This is a genomic window from Nostoc piscinale CENA21 (assembly GCF_001298445.1).
Taxonomy (GTDB): domain Bacteria; phylum Cyanobacteriota; class Cyanobacteriia; order Cyanobacteriales; family Nostocaceae; genus Nostoc_B; species Nostoc_B piscinale_A.
Genome location: NZ_CP012036.1, coordinates 438,229 through 456,118, shown reverse-complemented (window position 1 = coordinate 456,118; position 17,890 = coordinate 438,229). Strand labels below are relative to the sequence as shown.

Genomic DNA, 17,890 nt, shown 5'->3' with positions numbered 1-17,890 from the left:
TTATTCCCTAGATAACTCTTCCAGGCTGGCGACGATTTCGGCAAGGCGATATTCACCACACCAAACTCTATCGAGTTTTTTGAGTTGTTCTAGGCTATTACAATTTTCTGTTTCGCTGGTTTCCGGTTCTGCCATTGCGGCTAATAAATCTTGGAAGATAATTACTTCATCAAACTGCGGATTGGTTTCTGGATCGTTTAATATGGCTGTGGCTCGCTGCTGTGGTAAGCTTTGCAGAGTATTCAAAATAAACTTTGTGGGAAAATCCACATCTTGCAGGGCTGGATGGCGCTTGACTAAACCAGCCAGTAAAACTCCTAAATAAGCAGCAGCTTGCTCGTTACTCAGTTTCTTGACTTTATCAGCCGCAATGTTAGTTAAATTTTGATAAAACGGACAACCCAATTGCTTTTCAATAGCCACAATTGGATCTGCCACTGTGGAGACTTGCAATTGTGCCGCAAACAATTTTCGCTGTTCTTGGGGGAGGTGATCGAGTAAGATTTGCTTGGCGCGATCGCTGACAATCATCTCACCATCTAGCCCAAAACTAAAGTCTTTTCCCGGTTCTAAACCTGCGGTTACTAATATATGAAAGACATTGTTTTGAGCAGCTTGCTGCATCTGTTGATATCTAAATTGCCCTAAAAAATTAGTAAAAAACCAACTGTGGCTTTCAGCATCGCACTCACGCAATGCTTCATCGACGATCTGTGTTAATTTTTCTTCGCCGATTATATTTTGCGATCGCATGGATAAGCTTTGGATAGCCGCAGTATCACGCCGACGTAGCGCCTTCAGGAACTGACGCTTGGTCGCAGTTACTTGATTTTGGTTACGTTTGAATAAGTTGATGTTCAAGCTATTTGGCGTTTATAGCAATTCGATTACAACTCTTTTACCGTACTGAGCAACAGCCTGTCATGAGTGATCCCACGGCAATCATCACATTTTTAAAATATTGACTAATTAGGGCTTGCTGAAAATAAATTATCCAATTTCCGAGAGAAGACATCGCTATTTTTCCCTCTGCTCCCTGCCCCCTGCTTCTCTGCCTACACAGTGATAGTATATTTTTTAAGTTGGAAGTCCTTTAGGGCTTGCTGACAAAATTTTGTGCAACTGCTGAGTTAGTTAGGAGTTCAGGATCTCAATTGCTGGCTGTGATGTATGTAAGGTCTGAGGTAAACTCCAGTCGGGACGTAAATTAGAAGCGTGACGTAAATAAATGTGGTGAATTGGCGCAGAGACTGGCAAATAAGCATGAATTAAGAAACGGACGCAACGTTGTAAACTACCTTCAACGTACATTTGCTGTACATCCAACATTGCTACATTATCCCAGCCAGAACGTGTGCGGGCGATCGCGGCAGGAAAAATCGCATCTAAATCGCGTGTGACCGAGAAAGTCACGCTAATCATGTCCTGTGGTTGAATTTTATTGCGTTGTTCTAGTTCATCTAGCAGTTCTGTCACTGCTTCTCGCATGGCTTCAATTGTATTTTCTGAAACAGTTGTTGCTCCACGAATTGCTCGCATTTGCCATTCCACGCCAAAAATCCTCCTGATTTAAAAGTCAAAAGTCAAAGGTCAAAAGTCAAAAGTCATTAACAAAGGGCAAATGACTAATGACCAATAACCAATAACATTTATGGTCTATATAACCACAATGGCAGACCACTAGTAGACATTTCAAATTCTAGCCAGTCAGCACCAGCACTCAATCTTGATGAAACCTGACGACTCCCTGGTAGAATCCGACTTAACAAAGGTTTGGGTTCTTCAAGGGTAAAGCATGGGGTTTTTTCGGGGTCAAGACCGACTAGTTCTGCTGTCCACCGACGCGCATCTTCTTCTGTTCCTAGGCGGTCTACAATTCCCAATTCTAAAGCTTGCTGCCCGGTAAAAATCCGGCCATCGGCAAAACTTCTCACAGTCTCTACGGCTAAAGAACGACCCTCGGCGACAGTTTGGACAAACTGCTGGTAGCTGGTGTCAATCAATTCTTGCAGAATGTGTTGTTCTGGTTCTGTTAATTCCCGATCAAACGACAAAATGTCTTTGTAAGGCCCTGACTTAATGACTTTGAAAGAAACACCGATTTTGTCGAGCAAGCGTTCTAAGTTATTACCACGCAGAATTACACCAATGCTACCGGTGATGGTTCCGGGGTTAGCCATAATGTGTTCGGCTCCCATACCGATGTAAACTCCACCGGAGGCAGAAATATTACCAAAACTAGCAACAATTTTGGTTTTTTCGCGCAGTCGCTTCAGGGCGCTGTAAATTTCTTGGGAGTCGCCTACTGTTCCCCCAGGGCTATCGATGCGTAAAAGCAAAGCCGGAAATTTCTTTTCTTCTACGGTCTTGAGGGCTTCTAATACACGTTTGCGAGTAGCACTTGCGATCGCACCTGTAATTTCAATCCGCGCAATTTGTTTACGAAACTTGGATTTAAACGGCCAAACCATGAGCAGTCAAAAAACCTCGTATATAATCTCACTATAAAATGCCCAGAGCTTAAAATAAATGGGCATTCCGCTATTCAAGCATTTTATAGCAGACGCAAATATAGTGCTGAGTGCTGAGTAAATATACTCTATATTTAACTCAGCACTTCTTTGTGAGCTATTGTGCGATCGCAGTTGCTAAGTTCTGCCTAACTCAGACTGTGATGATTAATAATTAAGTGATTAATTTTACAAGTTAAATTTATAATTCCTATTCTAAATAGGATTGGATTTTAAATCTACAATGCTTAATTTATTTGATTTTTCAACTTTTTACTAGCCGATTCAAACCTGACGATTTACGCAATTTACTTAAGAGTCTATGCGGAGAATTTGACAACGATAATACGCATAAGAATCGAATAATGCGCCGACAAAACTCCAGGTTAAACCGATGATCACTAGCCCGCGTAGGGGTGTACCATTACCAAAAATCGCTAGAAAATTTAATATCCCTGCGGCACTAGCTTCTGTGATTGTTTGCAATCCTGGCAAATAACCAATCACAGCTAAAAGTAACAAAATACCACCGACTAAAAATATTGGTGCAACAAAGCTAAAAATAACCGTAACGACTAGGGAACGCAGAAAGTTCAACAAAAAAGTCATGAAAGACAACCTCCAGCAAGACAACGCACAACAGCCTAATAACTATCTTTCATCTTCTACAATACGTGCGATCGCCCCTTGGAGGCCAATCTGTCAAAAATCTTAAGTTTTCATTAAAAAAACAGACAGTAACAAAATGAGCTGCTTCGCAAAAAAATCAACTTGAGCAGCGATAAAACCTTTACTAATTCAGTGTTTGAGCTTATCTCTACTAAATACCACACATTGTAAATATGTGTAGGCAAAGCTTTATTTTATGAGAGTAACTTTAAAGTAAGTTAACGTGAGCCGAGGCAAGAAGAGAGAGTGGGGAGTATTAACAAATGACTATTGACTATTGACTATAAACTTTCGCTATTCTTAAGGCAATTACCGAGTTAGCTACAGAAAATTGAGCCAGATTACATCTAATTCCAGTTTAGCAGCGTGGGGACAGCGATTGTTGGCAGCGGTCTTTCTGAGTGGACAAGTAATAGTTCACCTGCTGCGTGGCAAGATTCATTGGCGTAACACTTTAGAGCAAATGGCAGCCGTAGGGCCAGACTCTTTATTTATTGCTTTGTTAACCGCAATCTTTGTGGGTGCTGTGTTTACTATTCAGGTAGCGCGAGAGTTTATTAACTTTGGTGCGGGTAATCTTGTGGGTGGTGTATTAGCAGTAGCTTTAACCAGAGAACTTTCACCAGTACTCACAGCAGTAGTTTTAGCCGGACGGGTGGGTTCTGCCTTTGCCGCAGAAATCGGCACTATGCGGGTAACAGAACAAATTGATGCACTGCTGATATTAAAAACAGACCCCATCGATTATTTAGTGATTCCGCGAATGATTGCTTGCTGCTTAATGCTGCCAGTTTTAACATTGTTGTCTTTAATCACCGGGATGTTTGGTGGCTTGATCATTGCTACTCATATATACGGACTGGCTGATACAGTATTTCTAGACTCTGCTCGCAACCTAATAGACACTTGGGATATATGTAGTGCCTTGGTGAAAGCTGTATGTTTCGGCTTATTAATCGCGGTTGTTGGGTGCAGTTGGGGTATGACAACCACAGGGGGCGCTAAAGGCGTAGGACAATCAACCACAACCGCTGTAGTCACGGCTTTGCTGCTGATATTTATTAGCAACTTCTTTTTGTCGTGGTTGATGTTTCAAGGTGCGGGTAGTGCTTTTGTTAAAGGGTTTTAAAACAGGGGTTAGAGGTGGCAGGCAAAATAAAGTACTGTAAAAATTATTTTTTCATCTCTAGTCCTTAGCCCCTAATCCTAAAATAAAAAAGATGTCTACTACCAAAACAGGATTTGAAACAGTGACCAGTTCATTTGCGCCTAATTCTACAGCCACAGTGGAACTCAAACCTAGTTACAATATCCCTGTTGTGTTGGTGCTGGCAGCGATTCCCATTGTAATTGTGCAACCTTTGGTGGGAGGAGCGATCGCAGTTTTTGGCTTGTTTCTTTTGTTTCAAACTGTAACATTACGCTTGCAATTTACTGCCACCGACTTAGATATTTACAGAGGTGAGAAGTTAATTCGGCGTTTTCCCTACCGAGAATGGCAAAACTGGCGGATATTCTGGAATAGCTTTCCAGTTCTGTTTTATTTTAAAGAAATTAACAGTATTCACTTTTTACCAATTTTGTTCGACCCCAACACTTTAAAAACCTGTTTGGAAGAACGCTGTCCCCGTATATAAGTCTGAGTCAATAGTCAATGGTTAACAGTTTTGGATAATACACAAATGACTAATTACCAATGACTATTGACAAATAACCAAAAAAATTTATTCGCGTCTAGGAATTAGATTATTGTTTATGAATCCTGAGTCATCTCAAACTCCAGAACCAATAGATGAGTGGTTGGAGCAAATACAACCAGAAAACCCGACAACAGAAAACCCAGAAAATTCATCTGGAGACTCAGTTCTGGAACCAGAAGCAACTGCTTCCGTAGTTGACACAGAACCCAGCAACACAAGTATAGAATTGGCTAGTTTGACAGATGAACCAGACCCAGAATTTCCTTTAACAACACAGACAACTGCATTAGGATTGAACGCTGAATCAGAATCAACGAATAATTCCTTACACGCAGATGCAGCGCAAAGATTAGCTCAGTTGCAAGAAACTGAAGCTGCACTCAAAGCCGAAATTGCGAGTTTGCAAGTAACCTACAATACGCTGCAAACACAATTAAGTGAAACGCAAACTTCATTGGGGCGTATTGTGCAGGAATCATTAGCACAATTAGAACAACGCAAACAAGCCCTACAAATTTCTGTAGAACAGTTAGAACGCCGTCAAGAACGCATCCGCAACGAAATGCGAACGACTTTTGCAGGTGCATCGCAAGATTTGGCTATTCGTGTGCAAGGTTTTAAAGATTATCTGACTGGTAGCTTACAAGACTTAGCCACCGCCGCCGAGCAGTTACAACTGGTACCAGAAGTTAGAGAACGCGAAAAGCCAACTGTTAAAGAAGCTAAACCCGCAGAACCAGAAGCAATTACACCCCAATTTGCCCAACAGCAATTTCAAGATACAGCCAAGCAAGTCCGCCGCTTGATTGACCAATATCGCAACAAACCAGATTATTATGGCCCGGCTTGGCAATTACGCCGCACCTTTGAACCAGTTCATGCAGAACGTGTCTCGAATTGGTTTTTTGGCCAAGGGGGACGGGGTGCTTTGCGGACGATGGGTAGCCGGTTGCAGAATACTTTGATTGCTTCGGCGATTATTTCGATATTACATAAATTGTATGGCGATCGCGTCCGGACTTTGGTTTTAGCCAACACACCAGAACGCTTGGGTGAATGGCGGCGGGGTTTACAAGACTGTTTGGGTATCGGTCGCCCAGATTTTGGCCCTGACCGAGGAGTTGTATTATTTGAAGCGCCAGATGCTTTAGCCCAAAAAGCCGACCGTTTGGTGAAAGCAAATCAATTACCTTTAATTATCATTGACGATTCCGAAGAACAAATCAGTTTAGGCATACTACAATTTCCTTTGTGGTTAGCCTTTGCTCCTGACCCTAAAACTATGAGAAATTATGATGATGATTTTTAATAGGAAAAGTCCAAAGTAAAGATTCAAAAGTAAAAGAGTTTTTTACTTTTAACTTTTAACTTTTGACTTATTTGTAAGGGTGTAGTGTTCAAAACTCTTACACCCAATCTCCACAGATCATATTGGTGCGTAAGTCCGATAAATGTTGTAGTCTGTAGCCTGATTCAGTAATTTCTGCCCCTGAATTTTCCCAAAATGTTGCGTGTTTATCATCTGTTTATAGCTGTAGTCTTACTCTTGTTAATGCCAGTGGGGGCAAAATTTGTGCTTCCCTACTTTGCTGGAACTAAAGTAGAAACCAAGAACCAAGCCGCACCTGCATCTAAAACAGCTACTCAAATTGCTGTGGGAGAAACTTCTCCGCCCACAGCAGGAAATCTGTGGCAAAAAGTCTTAGGTAATAATATTGTCGTGCCTAGTGGCTGGCAAGTGATTCCTTGTCAGGGAAATGCCCCTTTGTTGTGTGTATCTGCTCAAGGTGAAGTTTTAGGTACAGTTGAGATTAGTGTTGCTCAAGTGAGTAAAAATCCCAACTTGCAAAAGCATCTTGCCGATGCAGGTATTCCTCTAGACTCGAAATTAGATTATAAAAATTCTGCTAATCGCAGCAAAGCTATCGCCGCTTTGAAAGCTTGGGCGGGAGATTATTATGATTCTTTGAGTAAAGACCGTCAGAAAAGTAACGGCAATAAATTGATTTTTGCAACTCACCCATTAGAAGAGATATCAATTAGTAATTTACCCGGAATCCGCTATGGCTTTACAGGAATTAAAGCTGAAGGTGGTTTACAAGAGCAATATATTAGTTATGCCGCCTTTGATGGAAATTCGCTTTATATAATTAGTACAGCTTTTGACCCCGGTGCGGTGACAGGTAAGTTTGAAAAGCTGGAAAATTTAGTAATTTTTCAGCCTTATTTGAGTGCGATCGTTGAAAATTTAAATCTATAGTACAGTTCGGCGTAAATAAACAGACCATAAGAAATTGCTAAAAAGCTTGTGTTATCACTATTCTTTCTTTTTCCTTTTGACTTTTGCCTTGTTTTACTAATTAGTCATTAGTCATTTGTAGATACCCATGACTAATGACTAAATATTCGCCTTAGCTAAATTTCAGCAACGGCGCGTTCAATTAAACGACGTGCTAAAGTTTGTGTGCCTGTATGCTCATAATAATTGGTAGATAAATCTAAGAAAGCTGCCAAATAATCTAACTTGTCGTCGCTGAATTCGACAAAACTTTTCAAGTGACTGACAACATTTTGCTGAGTTAAATTATTTTGGGCAACAAACCCATTCATCCAACCTTTAACAGAATCAAGACTTTGACCAATAAAGTCGAGTTTACCGCTAGTACCGTTACCAGGAATTGCATCTTGAATAGTGTTAAAAGTTTGGTTTTGTGATAAATCCTGGGGATTAAGGGTACTGATAAAAGATAGTGCTTTATCGATGAAATCTGGGCCTAGAGGTATCACACCATCAATACAAACTAATGCTGCCAAGCGGATGAGTGATTCACCACTATAATCTCCTAAAGCACCAACAAAATCACCAATGCTGTCTCCAGGAATACCATTAATTTGACAGAAAGCTACCAATTCAGCTACTACTTTTAAGGACAAATCGATGGTTTGTGCTTTATCTGGTTTGGGAGTCACAGAGTTGAGAAAACCCAATAGCGGAATTGTTTCACCGACTTTGTTGGCTAAAGCTGCTGCACCGAGGGCTTTATCAGTAGCATCAACTGTTTGATAAAGCCACATAGCCCGTTGATAGCCTTGAGAGCGATCATTGTACAAATAAATCGCCCGTTCGCCAATTTGTTGAATTAAACTTTCATCATCTTCACCAGTCACAGTTTTGATGGTGTTAACAAAACCAACAGTATTTTGCCACTCACCAGGTGCCACAAAATCTAAAGCCTTCAACACAGATACAGTTAAACCACCAGTAGGTAGTTGATCAACTAATTCAAAAATAGGTTTGTTCACAAAAATCTCCTCTCCTGGCTGCAATTGCTATGTCTAAAGATTTTGAGTACCGATTATTTAAGTTTGGCTAAACCATTAAGATTGAATTTACTAATCCAATCGGCGCGATCGCTGGCTGTAAATGTTGTAGCTTTGGATAGAACCTTGACTTGATATTTACCTACTAAAACTGCCGTTGCGGTTTTTCCTTGTTCTACAGCCGGATATCCTGCAATCTTTTTGGTACTTTTAGAGAATTTGGCGGCTGCTTCTGGGGTGCTGCTAGTATCCGAAATTGACAGCAGGGCTACTTCTTTCCCGCCTTTTTTCAGCTTGGCTTCTGCAAAGCCTTTTTTCTCTTGAGCAAAAGCACTTTCGTAACCACCACCCGATTTGGGGAAGAATTTGTTAAATTCACTTCCTTGGGTAGCAGTCTTAGCAACTGCTTGACCACTTTTTTGTTTAGTACTTTCTTGTTGCGCTTGGTCAAACCGTCCGGGGGTTTTTGGACTACAAGCTGTTGTTAGTAATAATACTGAAATTAACAACGCTGCGACAATTTTCCGACTACGATAGAAACTCATGTTTCCTCCTGCTGATACTTTGACGCAATTATCAACGCACTTGTCAAAATTTGCCCACAAAATTTATTTTTTGATAACTATTGTGATAAGGAGTGAAGAGTGGAAAACGCTTGATACTATGTGAGCAAGGGATTTTCAGTTCTCTTGACTTTGGTAACTATTACAAAAATTTGTGAAGCAGAAACATGAACACTGATTTTGGCAGTCTTCTTGGGGAACATTCTTTAATTCGAGCCTTACATACTTCTATCAAAGGTAGAGCTAGATACAAAGTCAAGGGGCTGCATAATTCTCTAGCTCTAAAAAAATATTTAGAATTACGATTATTCCAGAAAAACGGCATTTTGCAAGCCAGTGCGAACCATTTAACAGGCAATGTTTTGGTACTGTTTCAGCCAGATTTTAGTCCCAATGCGATCGCCTGGATGCTACAAAATATTGTTTTAGACTACAAAAGAAGTGATAAACAATTACCCCCCAGCACCGCACCAGAACTTATTCCTAGTAAAAGTATTACTCCATTTGGGCTGTCAAATGCGGCCATCAATCAATTGCCGAGTCAAATAATTCCCGTAGCCGCAGCTTTTTCGGCTTTATCCTTGGGGACAGCAATCTTAAACAGCAATGGCTTAGATACCCGGATTTTATTAGCGATTCAAAAACTACACACGCCTTTATTAGACCAAATTATGGTGGGTATCACTTCCTTTGGTGAGCCACCATTGCTATTGTTGACTTGTTTAACATGGGAAGCAATTCTGCTTCATCGCCGCCGTTACCTCCAAGCTACTACCTTTGGGATGGCAGCAGTTGGTGGAATTAGTTTAAATTTTCTGCTGAAAGAATTGTTTGTCAGGACGCGTCCGGCATTGTGGGATTACATTATTAATGTGAATCATTACAGTTTTCCCAGTGGCCATGCAATGGTGTCAATAGTGGTTTATGGTTGCATCGGCTATTCTTTATCCCAAGAATTTCCCCAATGGCGATCGCAGATTTTCACTTTGACGGTAATTTTAATCTTGGCTATTGGTTTTAGTCGGCTATATTTGGGAGTACATTGGCCTAGTGATGTGATTGCTGGTTACGCCGCCGGTTTAGTTTGGTTGACTGTGTGTGTTGTTTATGAGTATTTGTTAACTCAAAAAGCTACTGCTGAGTGCTGAGTAGGAACTTCAACCGATTTACTCAACAAAACTTGGCGTTGCTGAATCACAATATGAATTATGCGATCGCTATATCCTCGCGGGGGCTTTGCTCCCGCATTGGAATACAACGATGCTGGAGATAATAAACTAACAATCTAATAGAGAGTTCCAGCATTTCTACTGACTTAGAATAACAAAAAGTCTTTCTATGTAATCGGGCTAAATAATGTCTTAATCTGCTATTTTCACCTTCTACTCGTGTCATATAAGTTTTACACACAAGATGGTCTTCTTGATTAATAAAACATGGATAAACCGGATAGCCATCCGTTACATAAAAATATGAGTTCCACGCTTTAATCCTCTGCCACAACTGTTGAAAAGTTTCTGAACTTCTATCTCCTAAAACCCATCCTAAAATCCCCGAAGTCTTGTGGTTGACTACACTCCATACCCAAATTTTGTTTTTTTTGACCCGACAAAAGTTTCTAATTCATCAATTTTCAGTTATTTCAGGTATTTCAGCTGTTTCGGGATGTTCTGGTAACTGACCACCCATTTGTTTCACCCAATAAATTACTGTTGTATGATGTACTTTTTTTTACTCTTTCTATGGCACGGAAACCAGAACCATTAACATACATTTCTAAGCATTCTCGTTTAATTTCGTCACCATAACCCTTTTGATTGTGATATTCAATAAATTGACGACCACAATCTGCACAAATGTAGTTTTGTTTACCTCTTTGTCTACCGTTCTTACGGATATGAGAGGAATTACAACGCGGACATTCCATGAAGATTCACCCTAATTCATATTCTCATTATGCAACGCCGTTTTTTCTGTTTTGTCGCTAAGTGAGTAATTGTCTTACTTAAATAATCTTAATATATTTTATTTTTTTTGGAGGTTGTTTGAAAAGTAATTGGTTGTAATTATTAGCACATTTACGCTGACAAGGGTGGAGGAAAGCGAATATCTGCATTGAAATTTTCTATATTTGCTGAAAGATGAATGGGTAAAACATATTCTAGATTTTCATGAGGACGAGGAATAATATGAAAAGAAAGTACCTCGCCACCATTGACTTGTGCTATTGCTGCTAATCCTGAGATAACCGCAACGTTAACTTCGCCAATTTCTCCCCGAATCAGTACAGTTATTCTACCCAAATCAGTATTTTCGTAACCAACAAAAGTAATACAGGCAGCTTTACACATAGCATCTGCCGCTTCTACGGCGGCGGGAACTCCATAAACTTCAATCATCCCTAGTGCAAGTGTCATACTGATTTTCTCTACCTGAATTCGTTCTGCTGTTGTTCCAAATTGTAAATCAACTCCCTGCGGGAGAGGGAACAGAGAACGGGCAACAGGCAACAGAAAAGAAATAAGCTAGGAAGGAAAACGGCGTTGCGTGATATTCCCCTGTTCCCTGTTAATGAAAACATAATGTTTGATCAGACATCGGACAAATATATTAACTACATAATCGAAAATTTAAAATATGCTGACCATTAGAAACCTAAATAAATCTTATTCTCAAAGAAAAGTTATTCAAAATTTAAATCTGCATATCGCAGCAGGAGAAATTTATGGTTTACTCGGTGCGAATGGCGCTGGTAAGACAACCACAATTAATATTATTTGTAATTTACTGAAAGCTGATAGTGGTGATATTACAATTAATCATCAGCCAGTTTCAGAGGCGACAAAAAAAAATCATTGGCGTTGCACCGCAAGAGAATTTACTTTATAAAACTCTGACTTGCGAAGAAAATTTAAAGTTTTTTGCCGATATTTATGGATTAGATAAAAGAACTCGCACGGAACAAATACAAATGACTCTCGCGGCGGTAAATTTATTGGATAGAGCCAAAAGTCCTGTCGAAACTCTCAGTGGTGGGATGCAGCGACGGTTGAATATTGCAGTTGCTTTGGTTCATCAACCAAAATTTTTAATTTTAGATGAGCCAACTACTGGGTTAGATATTGAATCAAGGTACGAAATTTGGGAGTTAATTCGGCAATTGAGTAATCAGGGAATTACCATTTTATTAACGACGCATTTATTAGATGAAGCCGAGCGGCTTTGTCATCAAATTGGCATTCTCAAAGATGGGCAAATTTTGGCTGAGGGCAGTTTAAGCGAGTTACGTAAATTAATTCCAGCCGCCGAAATTTTAGTTTTACAAACTACTGAAAAAGAACAAGCGATCGCCCGCGCCCAGGAATATAATTTTACACCTAAATATTATGGTAATGAGTTAGCTTTTTGGCTACCAGAACCCCTGGAATTAAAAGAAATTCTTGACCGATTTGCAGGGATAAATATTGAGGCGATCGCTCGTCAGCCTGTACGTTTAGAACATATTTATTTGGAAGTTACTCGAAACCCTTATTCTTGATGCTCACTATCATGATTTGTTTGCAAAAAAGGTGACAGTTCTTTATTTAACTTTCCTGCACGCACAAACTCAGCGTAGGTTTCTGCTTCCACAGCTAACAGTTCTCCTCGCAGTTCTTCAGTGGTAAACTCTTGCAAATTTGGATATTCATCCAACAATTTATCAATTTTTTCTTGTAAAAAATTAATCTCTCCTGTGAGTAATGTTTTTTGATAATGATAAAACTCTAGGCTAATACCAGGACGCTTTTGTGCTGTCTCTAAATATTCTAGCGATCGCTGGAGAGCAACTTGACGCGCAATTGCTTCCATATATTGTTGGCGTAACGGTTGCGAACCTAAAAGTTGTAATTTTTCTAATAATGGTTGGGTAGTTAAACCCTGTACTAATAACGTAAATAACACTACGCCAAATACTGTGGCAATAATTTCTTCTCTTTGCGGTATCTATCTCCAGATGAAAATTACGTATTCAATAATTCAAAATTCCGAAATTAGAATTAATTAATCATGAATGGTAAATCCTGCCTATTCTGAGGTGTATTTCTCGGAATAAGGAACAGATATCATTGACTGTTCCTTACTCTCTAGAATCAACAACTATGCTTCTGGTAGTTCTTGGGAGAACTTTTTGTGAATTGTCTTGGATTTTTCGCCATCAGCAGCCACCGCCGTCATGATGTAGTCAATCAAGTTCTCCGAGAAGGGAACGCGCAGGTGAAATGTGCCATCGGGTTTGAGGGCGATGGGATTCCCGGCAATATTCACAGTTGCATTTGGTTCTGTTGCACCGTGAATAATTAACTCGGCATCGGCAACAAACCAGAAATCGCGTTGGGGACGGCTGAAGATGCGAACCGCAGACGAACGAGCAATTGTTACCCAACCTTCGGTTTCTGTAGCATAGCCAAGTTCAATTAGATAATCGCGATCGCTGGTGGGAATTGCCACATAGCGGTCATGGGTGATTTCTTCGCATTCATACTGCTGAATTAATTGCGGCTGCTGATAACTCATATCAATGTCAGTGGCATCATAAAGTCGCAGTGCTAATTGCAAAATACCAGCATCTTGCAGCATTTGTTTGCGGATTTCTGACAGTTCCCAAGCCGCATAAGCCCATTTAGGAGTGCGTGGAGTCAGGCTAATACTACTGTTGTCGATGGGTGAGTGGGAGGACTGCTCTTTAATTGCGGGATGTGCATCTTCGCTATAAAGAGGGCTGAAGACGCGCACAATTGGAGAACGTGCAATACTCACCCAGCGATCGCCCACGATAGAATAGCCAATTTCTGCAATGTAATCATGATCGGGTGTGGGTATTCCCAAAGAGCTATCGGATGTGGCGAAGTCAAATTCCGATTGCTGTACTAATTGTGGCTGTTGATAGCTCATATCAATATTGGTGACATCATACAGCCGCACAGCTAATTGGAAAATGCCGCCATTTTGCAACATTTGTTTGCTAGTGTCAGAAATGTGCCAAGAAACATCAGCTAATTGGTGTGTGCGCGCTGTGAGAGTTACGCTGCTGGTTTCATCAACTAACACCACATTAGCGGCTTTATTAGTTATATGGGGACTGCCAAAGACACGGGCAATATCAGAATGAGCCAGTGTTACCCAGCGATCATCTACATTGCCATAGCCAATGGCTGCAATATAATCGCGATCAGTTTGGGGAATTGCCACGGAGCCGCCAGAGGTCTGGATATCACATTCATATTGCTGCACCAAGTGGGGCTGTTGATAACTCATATCAATATTGGTGACATCATACAGTCGCAAAATAAATTGTGATTGTCCAGCATTTTGCAGCATCTGTAGGGCGGTGGGGGAAATTTCCCAAGTCACCTCTGCTAAATCATGGGTTTTGGGGATGAGAACCACTTTACTGTAGGGATCGGCGATCGCTAAAATTTCCGTGGTGGTAATAGTTGATGTTTGCTCGGTTGCGGCTGGTGGATTTATCCCCGACCAATCTCCTATCCCTGCACCTGGTAAACTTTCTGAATTAGTCACAATTAACTCCTCTGTTTCTTCTGGCTCAGGTTCTGCTGCATCTGCTACGAAATTCAATTTCTCGATTTCTGGGTCTAGCTGTGAGTCTGTTGTTGGCAGATTTTCTGTGAGGTCAAAACCCCAATCATCTTCATCTGTCGAGTTGTCAGATATTTCGGGCAAGTCGATGCTTGCATTGATTTCTGTTTCCGTCGGACTGACTTCTAATGGCTCTGGAGTCGTTTCGACTGTGGCCTCTGGCTCTTCAGATATGGTTGATGATTCGGAATTGACTGTGGTTTTCGACCTATCTAAAATCGGCGGATAGGCAGTATTCACAACTGCGGCTGGTGCTTCCATATCCCAAGGTGAGATGCTGAGATCGTCATTATTGTCTGAGCTGTGATGATGGTTGGAGTCTTTGCCGACAATAATAGAACCGAGCGCCGTCCCTGTACCAACAGCTAAAGCCGCATCTGTGGTGGAAGCTGCGATCGTACCTTCTAAGACTTTCGCACCATTGTGAAACCCATTACCGTTAGCCCAATTAGTGGGGGGAACTTCTGGAGGTTCGCTAATTGCTGTTGGCTCATTGGCTGCGGCTATATCTGGTGCAGGTGGTTGAGGTGTTGGGGGTGGTGTGTCTTCTGCTTCTGGGGGACTTGATGGACTGGTTCTAATCATCCACAACAACAAGCCGGCAATTACCGCTATGGGTAGAACTAACCACCATAGTGGTATTTGTCCTTGAGTGATGGGATTATTTGCGGCGGGTGCAGGAGTTTGCTGTTCACCTGTAGCGGCTGGGGCGTTAGCAGGCTGTGGTGGTTGTTCGCCTATAGCAGCTGGGGCGGTGGAAGCTAATGGTTGCGGTTCCCCTGTTGTTGCTGCTGCTGTGGGGGCTGTAGTGGCGATCGCTGCTGGCGTGGTAAATGGAACAGTACTAGCTTGGGGTGTGGTGACTGGTGTAGATTGGGGATTGACAGCCAACAGCAAGGTAGGAGATTCACCTTTAGCGATCGCTTCTGCTTCTTCTGTTCTTGCTGTTTCTATTGCTTGTTTTCCTGGTTTTGCTAAAGCAAAGCCGAGAAAACCTGCGACAGCAGGGCTAGGATTCTTTTTATAAACGTAAACTAAAGGTTGAGAAAAAGGATATTTCGGATCATTAGGTAAAGCTTGATGTAATTGCAGTACCCGCACCCCAGGTAACTGACTGATTTGATTCACTCTGGCGTAACTAATACCATCTTTACCCAGTTGTTTGGCAATTTCGGCGGTGTTATCTTCCGTTAATTTAGTAGCCGTCTCGCTTGTAGCGAATTTTGCCGCTTTAAAGACTGGGTAATTGTTGAGTGCTTGACGTGTATCACTACTATCTGGACGATCAATAACTCTTATTTTGCCTGCTCGCCCGCCCAACTGTGACCAATCAGTAATACTTTTACCACGGAAAATTCTGGCAAATTGTCTATCGGTCAAACTGCCTTTAAAGGGATTTTCTTCACCGACAATGATGGCAATTTTTTCGCGGTGTAACCGCACTTGCTCTAAACCTTGGGCTTTTTCTTCAGGAGTTAAACCACGCCCAATCGCCGCAATATCAGCTTGTCCATCAAGTACAGCTTTAATCGCCGCTTCTGTACCGTTGTTGGCAACTTCTACCCTTGTACCAGCAAACTGTTTCTCAAAACTTGCCTTCATGTTTTGATTCACCAGCGCCAAGGTACCAGAGCCATCAACACGCACTGTAGATCCATCCTCCACTGTTTTTGGCAGCGAAAATGAGGGAGTGTCAGTGGCAGATTGTGCCAACACTGGTGCCGACACAAGCCAAGTTGCTGCCATCGGAGATGTAGCTAAAGCTAACGATAATACCAGGTTGACGATCGCACTATCTTGTTTTTGTTGTTGCCCCATAAGCTCCTAATCCCAGGTACAGAAAACAGCAAACGGCCAGTCCTCAATGTAATTTTTTAATCCAAGAGGAGACGCGCTAATTATACATCTGGTGTCAAGTTTCTTTGAAAAATGTGTGATTTACGTATCCGAATCTATACTGTGTTTTACTTTATCTTGACTTTTACCATTTTTCATGCGTTGTTTAGGTTTTTTAAACCATTCCGTAGCAGACAGGTCATAGGTTACAGGTTACAGGTGATAGATGACATAGTTAAAAATTTGTTACTGTCGTTTAAATTTACCGATGTCCAAACTAACTTGGCTACTGCTAGAGATGTCGATCTAACCAACACATGTATGTTGAATTCGCCCAGGTTATTGTCATAAAAATATACACAATAGGGATTGATGTATGAAATCGAGGGTAAGGGGTATAAGGGTGTAAAGGGTGCCAGGGTGTAGGGGAATAATCACTAATCCCTAACCTCTAACCTTTAGCTTCTACTCTCCGATAAATAACAATGACAATTCGGCTTTTCAATGAGTGACTCAACCAAGGCATTCAGGGTTGTGGCTGCTAGTAAACCGCCGCCCAAAGTTCCTTCTATGGTGATTGCGGGAGTTACTTGTTGGATAATTTGGCGTTTGGCAGCGGGTGCATGGCTAAAGCCGATGGGCATTCCGATGATTAGGGCGGGTTGAATTTTTTGGGCTTTGATGGCGGTGCAGGTTGCTAACAATACAGAGGGTGCATAACCAATGACTAAAATGCTACCCTGAGAAACTTGTAATAATTTTTCTTGCCATTCTTGATGTTGCCAAAATTCCTGTTCGGCTTCTGTGGCGGTGGTGATGTGGGGGTTATTAATTAAAGTTGTGATGCGACAACTTAAATGAGCTAATCTTGTTTGATCTAAAGCGGCGGCAACGGTAGGAATATCAACAAAAATCTCACAACTAGCTGATAGGGCGTGACGACTAGCGGCGATCGCTCCAGCACTGACTCTCACAAAAGATGCTAAACTCACATCACCACAAGCTAAAACCAATTGCGAAATTAGGTGTTGTTCAATTTCGGAACGGTCAGATAAATCAGGTAACAAACATTGTAAAGACTCCGCAAATGCTTCTGAGTGGGTGTGTACCTGGGCATCTAAACCACTCCAAAGTTGTTCCAACCCGCCTAATCCCATTTGGGTTTCAACTTCTAACAATTTTAGTTGGGCTAAGACTTCCGCCTGCATAATTTGACAATGGCGATCGCGTCCTAATAATCCTTCTAAGGCTGAGGCAGTTTGTCGCAATTGGGCAATTTGCTGCATAATCGCCCGATACTGTTTTTGTAATTGCGCTGTCAAAGTGTCCGTTTCTGGTTCCATCTCCAAAATGTGGCGGATGTGGTTGAGTTGGAACCCTTGTTGCTTCAACGCCACAATTCTTTGCAGCCGTATGACATCTTGTTCTGTATAGAGACGATAGTTACTCGGCGACCTAACTGGTTGCGGCAACAAACCTAATTGATGGTAATGTCGTACCATCCTCGGTGTAATGCCACCACCAACTGCTTCCGTTAGTTCTTTGATTGTTAAAGAACAATTATTCATAGGAAGATGCAAAAATTAAAGCTTGTCGAATATCTTCATCAAATCAAGGGTTGGGAAGAGGGTGTAAGGGTTTTAGATACATACAC

14 protein-coding genes and 3 pseudogenes are annotated in these 17,890 nt (G+C 41.4%); 6 read left to right on the top strand and 11 right to left on the bottom strand.

Annotated features, from left to right (window positions below):
* The 4 genes from ACX27_RS02015 to ACX27_RS02000 form a co-directional block, all read right to left on the bottom strand.
* Entirely contained in the window at nt 1-861 is an 861-nt protein-coding gene (locus ACX27_RS02015; RefSeq protein ID WP_062287733.1) for a hypothetical protein, read from the bottom strand.
* Nucleotides 862-1,134: 273 nt separating this feature from the next.
* Nucleotides 1,135-1,551, bottom strand: coding sequence for a chorismate mutase (gene aroH, locus ACX27_RS02010; protein WP_062287729.1), 417 nt, complete (start codon nt 1,549-1,551; stop codon nt 1,135-1,137).
* A gap of 98 nt (nt 1,552-1,649) precedes the next feature.
* Nucleotides 1,650-2,471: a signal peptide peptidase SppA gene (gene sppA / locus ACX27_RS02005; protein ID WP_062287726.1), complete on the bottom strand. Its 822-nt coding sequence runs from the start codon at nt 2,469-2,471 to the stop codon at nt 1,650-1,652.
* Nucleotides 2,472-2,822: 351 nt separating this feature from the next.
* Nucleotides 2,823-3,119 (bottom strand): hypothetical protein, encoded by a 297-nt coding sequence (locus ACX27_RS02000; RefSeq protein WP_062287723.1) that lies wholly within the window; start codon nt 3,117-3,119, stop codon nt 2,823-2,825.
* Nucleotides 3,120-3,510: 391 nt separating this feature from the next.
* Here ACX27_RS02000 and ACX27_RS01995 point away from each other — a divergent pair, with 391 nt between their 5' ends.
* The 4 genes from ACX27_RS01995 to ACX27_RS01980 all read left to right on the top strand — a co-directional run bounded on the left by ACX27_RS01995 (nt 3,511) and on the right by ACX27_RS01980 (nt 7,139).
* On the top strand, nt 3,511-4,308 hold the full coding sequence (locus ACX27_RS01995; RefSeq protein ID WP_062287719.1) for an MlaE family lipid ABC transporter permease subunit: 798 nt from the start codon (nt 3,511-3,513) through the stop codon (nt 4,306-4,308).
* Nucleotides 4,309-4,399: 91 nt separating this feature from the next.
* Entirely contained in the window at nt 4,400-4,816 is a 417-nt protein-coding gene (locus ACX27_RS01990) for a DUF3119 family protein (protein WP_062287717.1), read from the top strand.
* A 118-nt stretch (nt 4,817-4,934) separates the two neighbouring features.
* Nucleotides 4,935-6,188: a DUF3086 domain-containing protein gene (locus ACX27_RS01985; RefSeq protein WP_062287714.1), complete on the top strand. Its 1,254-nt coding sequence runs from the start codon at nt 4,935-4,937 to the stop codon at nt 6,186-6,188.
* A 195-nt stretch (nt 6,189-6,383) separates the two neighbouring features.
* Complete coding sequence (locus ACX27_RS01980) at nt 6,384-7,139, top strand: hypothetical protein (RefSeq protein ID WP_062287710.1); 756 nt, start codon at nt 6,384-6,386, stop codon at nt 7,137-7,139.
* A 155-nt stretch (nt 7,140-7,294) separates the two neighbouring features.
* Here ACX27_RS01980 and ACX27_RS01975 read toward each other — a convergent pair whose 3' ends face one another.
* Together ACX27_RS01975 and ACX27_RS01970 are read right to left on the bottom strand one after the other, a co-directional pair.
* Complete coding sequence (locus tag ACX27_RS01975) at nt 7,295-8,182, bottom strand: hypothetical protein (RefSeq protein WP_062287707.1); 888 nt, start codon at nt 8,180-8,182, stop codon at nt 7,295-7,297.
* A 53-nt stretch (nt 8,183-8,235) separates the two neighbouring features.
* The gene (locus ACX27_RS01970; protein WP_062287703.1) at nt 8,236-8,745 is read right to left on the bottom strand and encodes a hypothetical protein; all 510 of its coding nucleotides are present in this window, start codon (nt 8,743-8,745) and stop codon (nt 8,236-8,238) included.
* A gap of 185 nt (nt 8,746-8,930) precedes the next feature.
* Between ACX27_RS01970 and ACX27_RS01965 the strand changes: the two genes are divergently transcribed.
* Nucleotides 8,931-9,911, top strand: a complete 981-nt coding sequence (locus ACX27_RS01965; protein ID WP_062287700.1) for a phosphatase PAP2 family protein — start codon at nt 8,931-8,933, stop codon at nt 9,909-9,911.
* 58 nt (nt 9,912-9,969) lie between these two features.
* On the opposite strand, the pseudogene ACX27_RS01960 reads toward ACX27_RS01965, so the two are convergent.
* Nucleotides 9,970-10,690 (bottom strand): annotated as a pseudogene (locus ACX27_RS01960) (IS1 family transposase).
* Nucleotides 10,691-10,841: 151 nt separating this feature from the next.
* Nucleotides 10,842-11,180, bottom strand: a complete 339-nt coding sequence (locus ACX27_RS01955; RefSeq protein WP_062298077.1) for a carbon dioxide-concentrating mechanism protein CcmK — start codon at nt 11,178-11,180, stop codon at nt 10,842-10,844.
* A 220-nt stretch (nt 11,181-11,400) separates the two neighbouring features.
* On the opposite strand from ACX27_RS01955, the pseudogene ACX27_RS01950 reads away from it, so the two are divergent.
* Nucleotides 11,401-12,301, top strand: a pseudogene (locus ACX27_RS01950) (ABC transporter ATP-binding protein).
* Here ACX27_RS01950 and ACX27_RS01945 read toward each other — a convergent pair.
* The 3 genes and pseudogenes from ACX27_RS01945 to ACX27_RS01935 form a co-directional block, all read right to left on the bottom strand.
* A pseudogene (locus ACX27_RS01945) lies at nt 12,292-12,747 on the bottom strand (sodium:proton antiporter); the annotation flags it as partial. The pseudogenes ACX27_RS01950 and ACX27_RS01945 sit on opposite strands and share 10 nt — an antisense overlap.
* 153 nt (nt 12,748-12,900) lie before the next feature.
* Nucleotides 12,901-16,218, bottom strand: a complete 3,318-nt coding sequence (locus ACX27_RS01940) for a DUF4912 domain-containing protein (protein WP_062287693.1) — start codon at nt 16,216-16,218, stop codon at nt 12,901-12,903.
* Between the two features lie 476 nt (nt 16,219-16,694).
* Entirely contained in the window at nt 16,695-17,804 is a 1,110-nt protein-coding gene (locus tag ACX27_RS01935; RefSeq protein WP_062287688.1) for a precorrin-8X methylmutase, read from the bottom strand.
* Nucleotides 17,805-17,890 lie beyond the last annotated feature (86 nt).

Bases quoted from the DNA above. Each gene is read 5' to 3' on its own strand.
- ACX27_RS01990 (WP_062287717.1), top strand. From the start codon at position 4,400: ATGTCTACTACCAAAACAGGATTTGAAACAGTGACCAGTTCATTTGCG.
- ACX27_RS01935 (WP_062287688.1), bottom strand. From the start codon at position 17,804: ATGAATAATTGTTCTTTAACAATCAAAGAACTAACGGAAGCAGTTGGT.
- ACX27_RS01985 (WP_062287714.1), top strand. From the start codon at position 4,935: ATGAATCCTGAGTCATCTCAAACTCCAGAACCAATAGATGAGTGGTTG.
- ACX27_RS01955 (WP_062298077.1), bottom strand. From the start codon at position 11,180: ATGACACTTGCACTAGGGATGATTGAAGTTTATGGAGTTCCCGCCGCC.
- ACX27_RS01965 (WP_062287700.1), top strand. From the start codon at position 8,931: ATGAACACTGATTTTGGCAGTCTTCTTGGGGAACATTCTTTAATTCGA.
- sppA (WP_062287726.1), bottom strand. From the start codon at position 2,471: ATGGTTTGGCCGTTTAAATCCAAGTTTCGTAAACAAATTGCGCGGATT.
- ACX27_RS01980 (WP_062287710.1), top strand. From the start codon at position 6,384: ATGTTGCGTGTTTATCATCTGTTTATAGCTGTAGTCTTACTCTTGTTA.
- ACX27_RS01940 (WP_062287693.1), bottom strand. From the start codon at position 16,218: ATGGGGCAACAACAAAAACAAGATAGTGCGATCGTCAACCTGGTATTA.
- ACX27_RS02000 (WP_062287723.1), bottom strand. From the start codon at position 3,119: ATGACTTTTTTGTTGAACTTTCTGCGTTCCCTAGTCGTTACGGTTATT.
- ACX27_RS01970 (WP_062287703.1), bottom strand. From the start codon at position 8,745: ATGAGTTTCTATCGTAGTCGGAAAATTGTCGCAGCGTTGTTAATTTCA.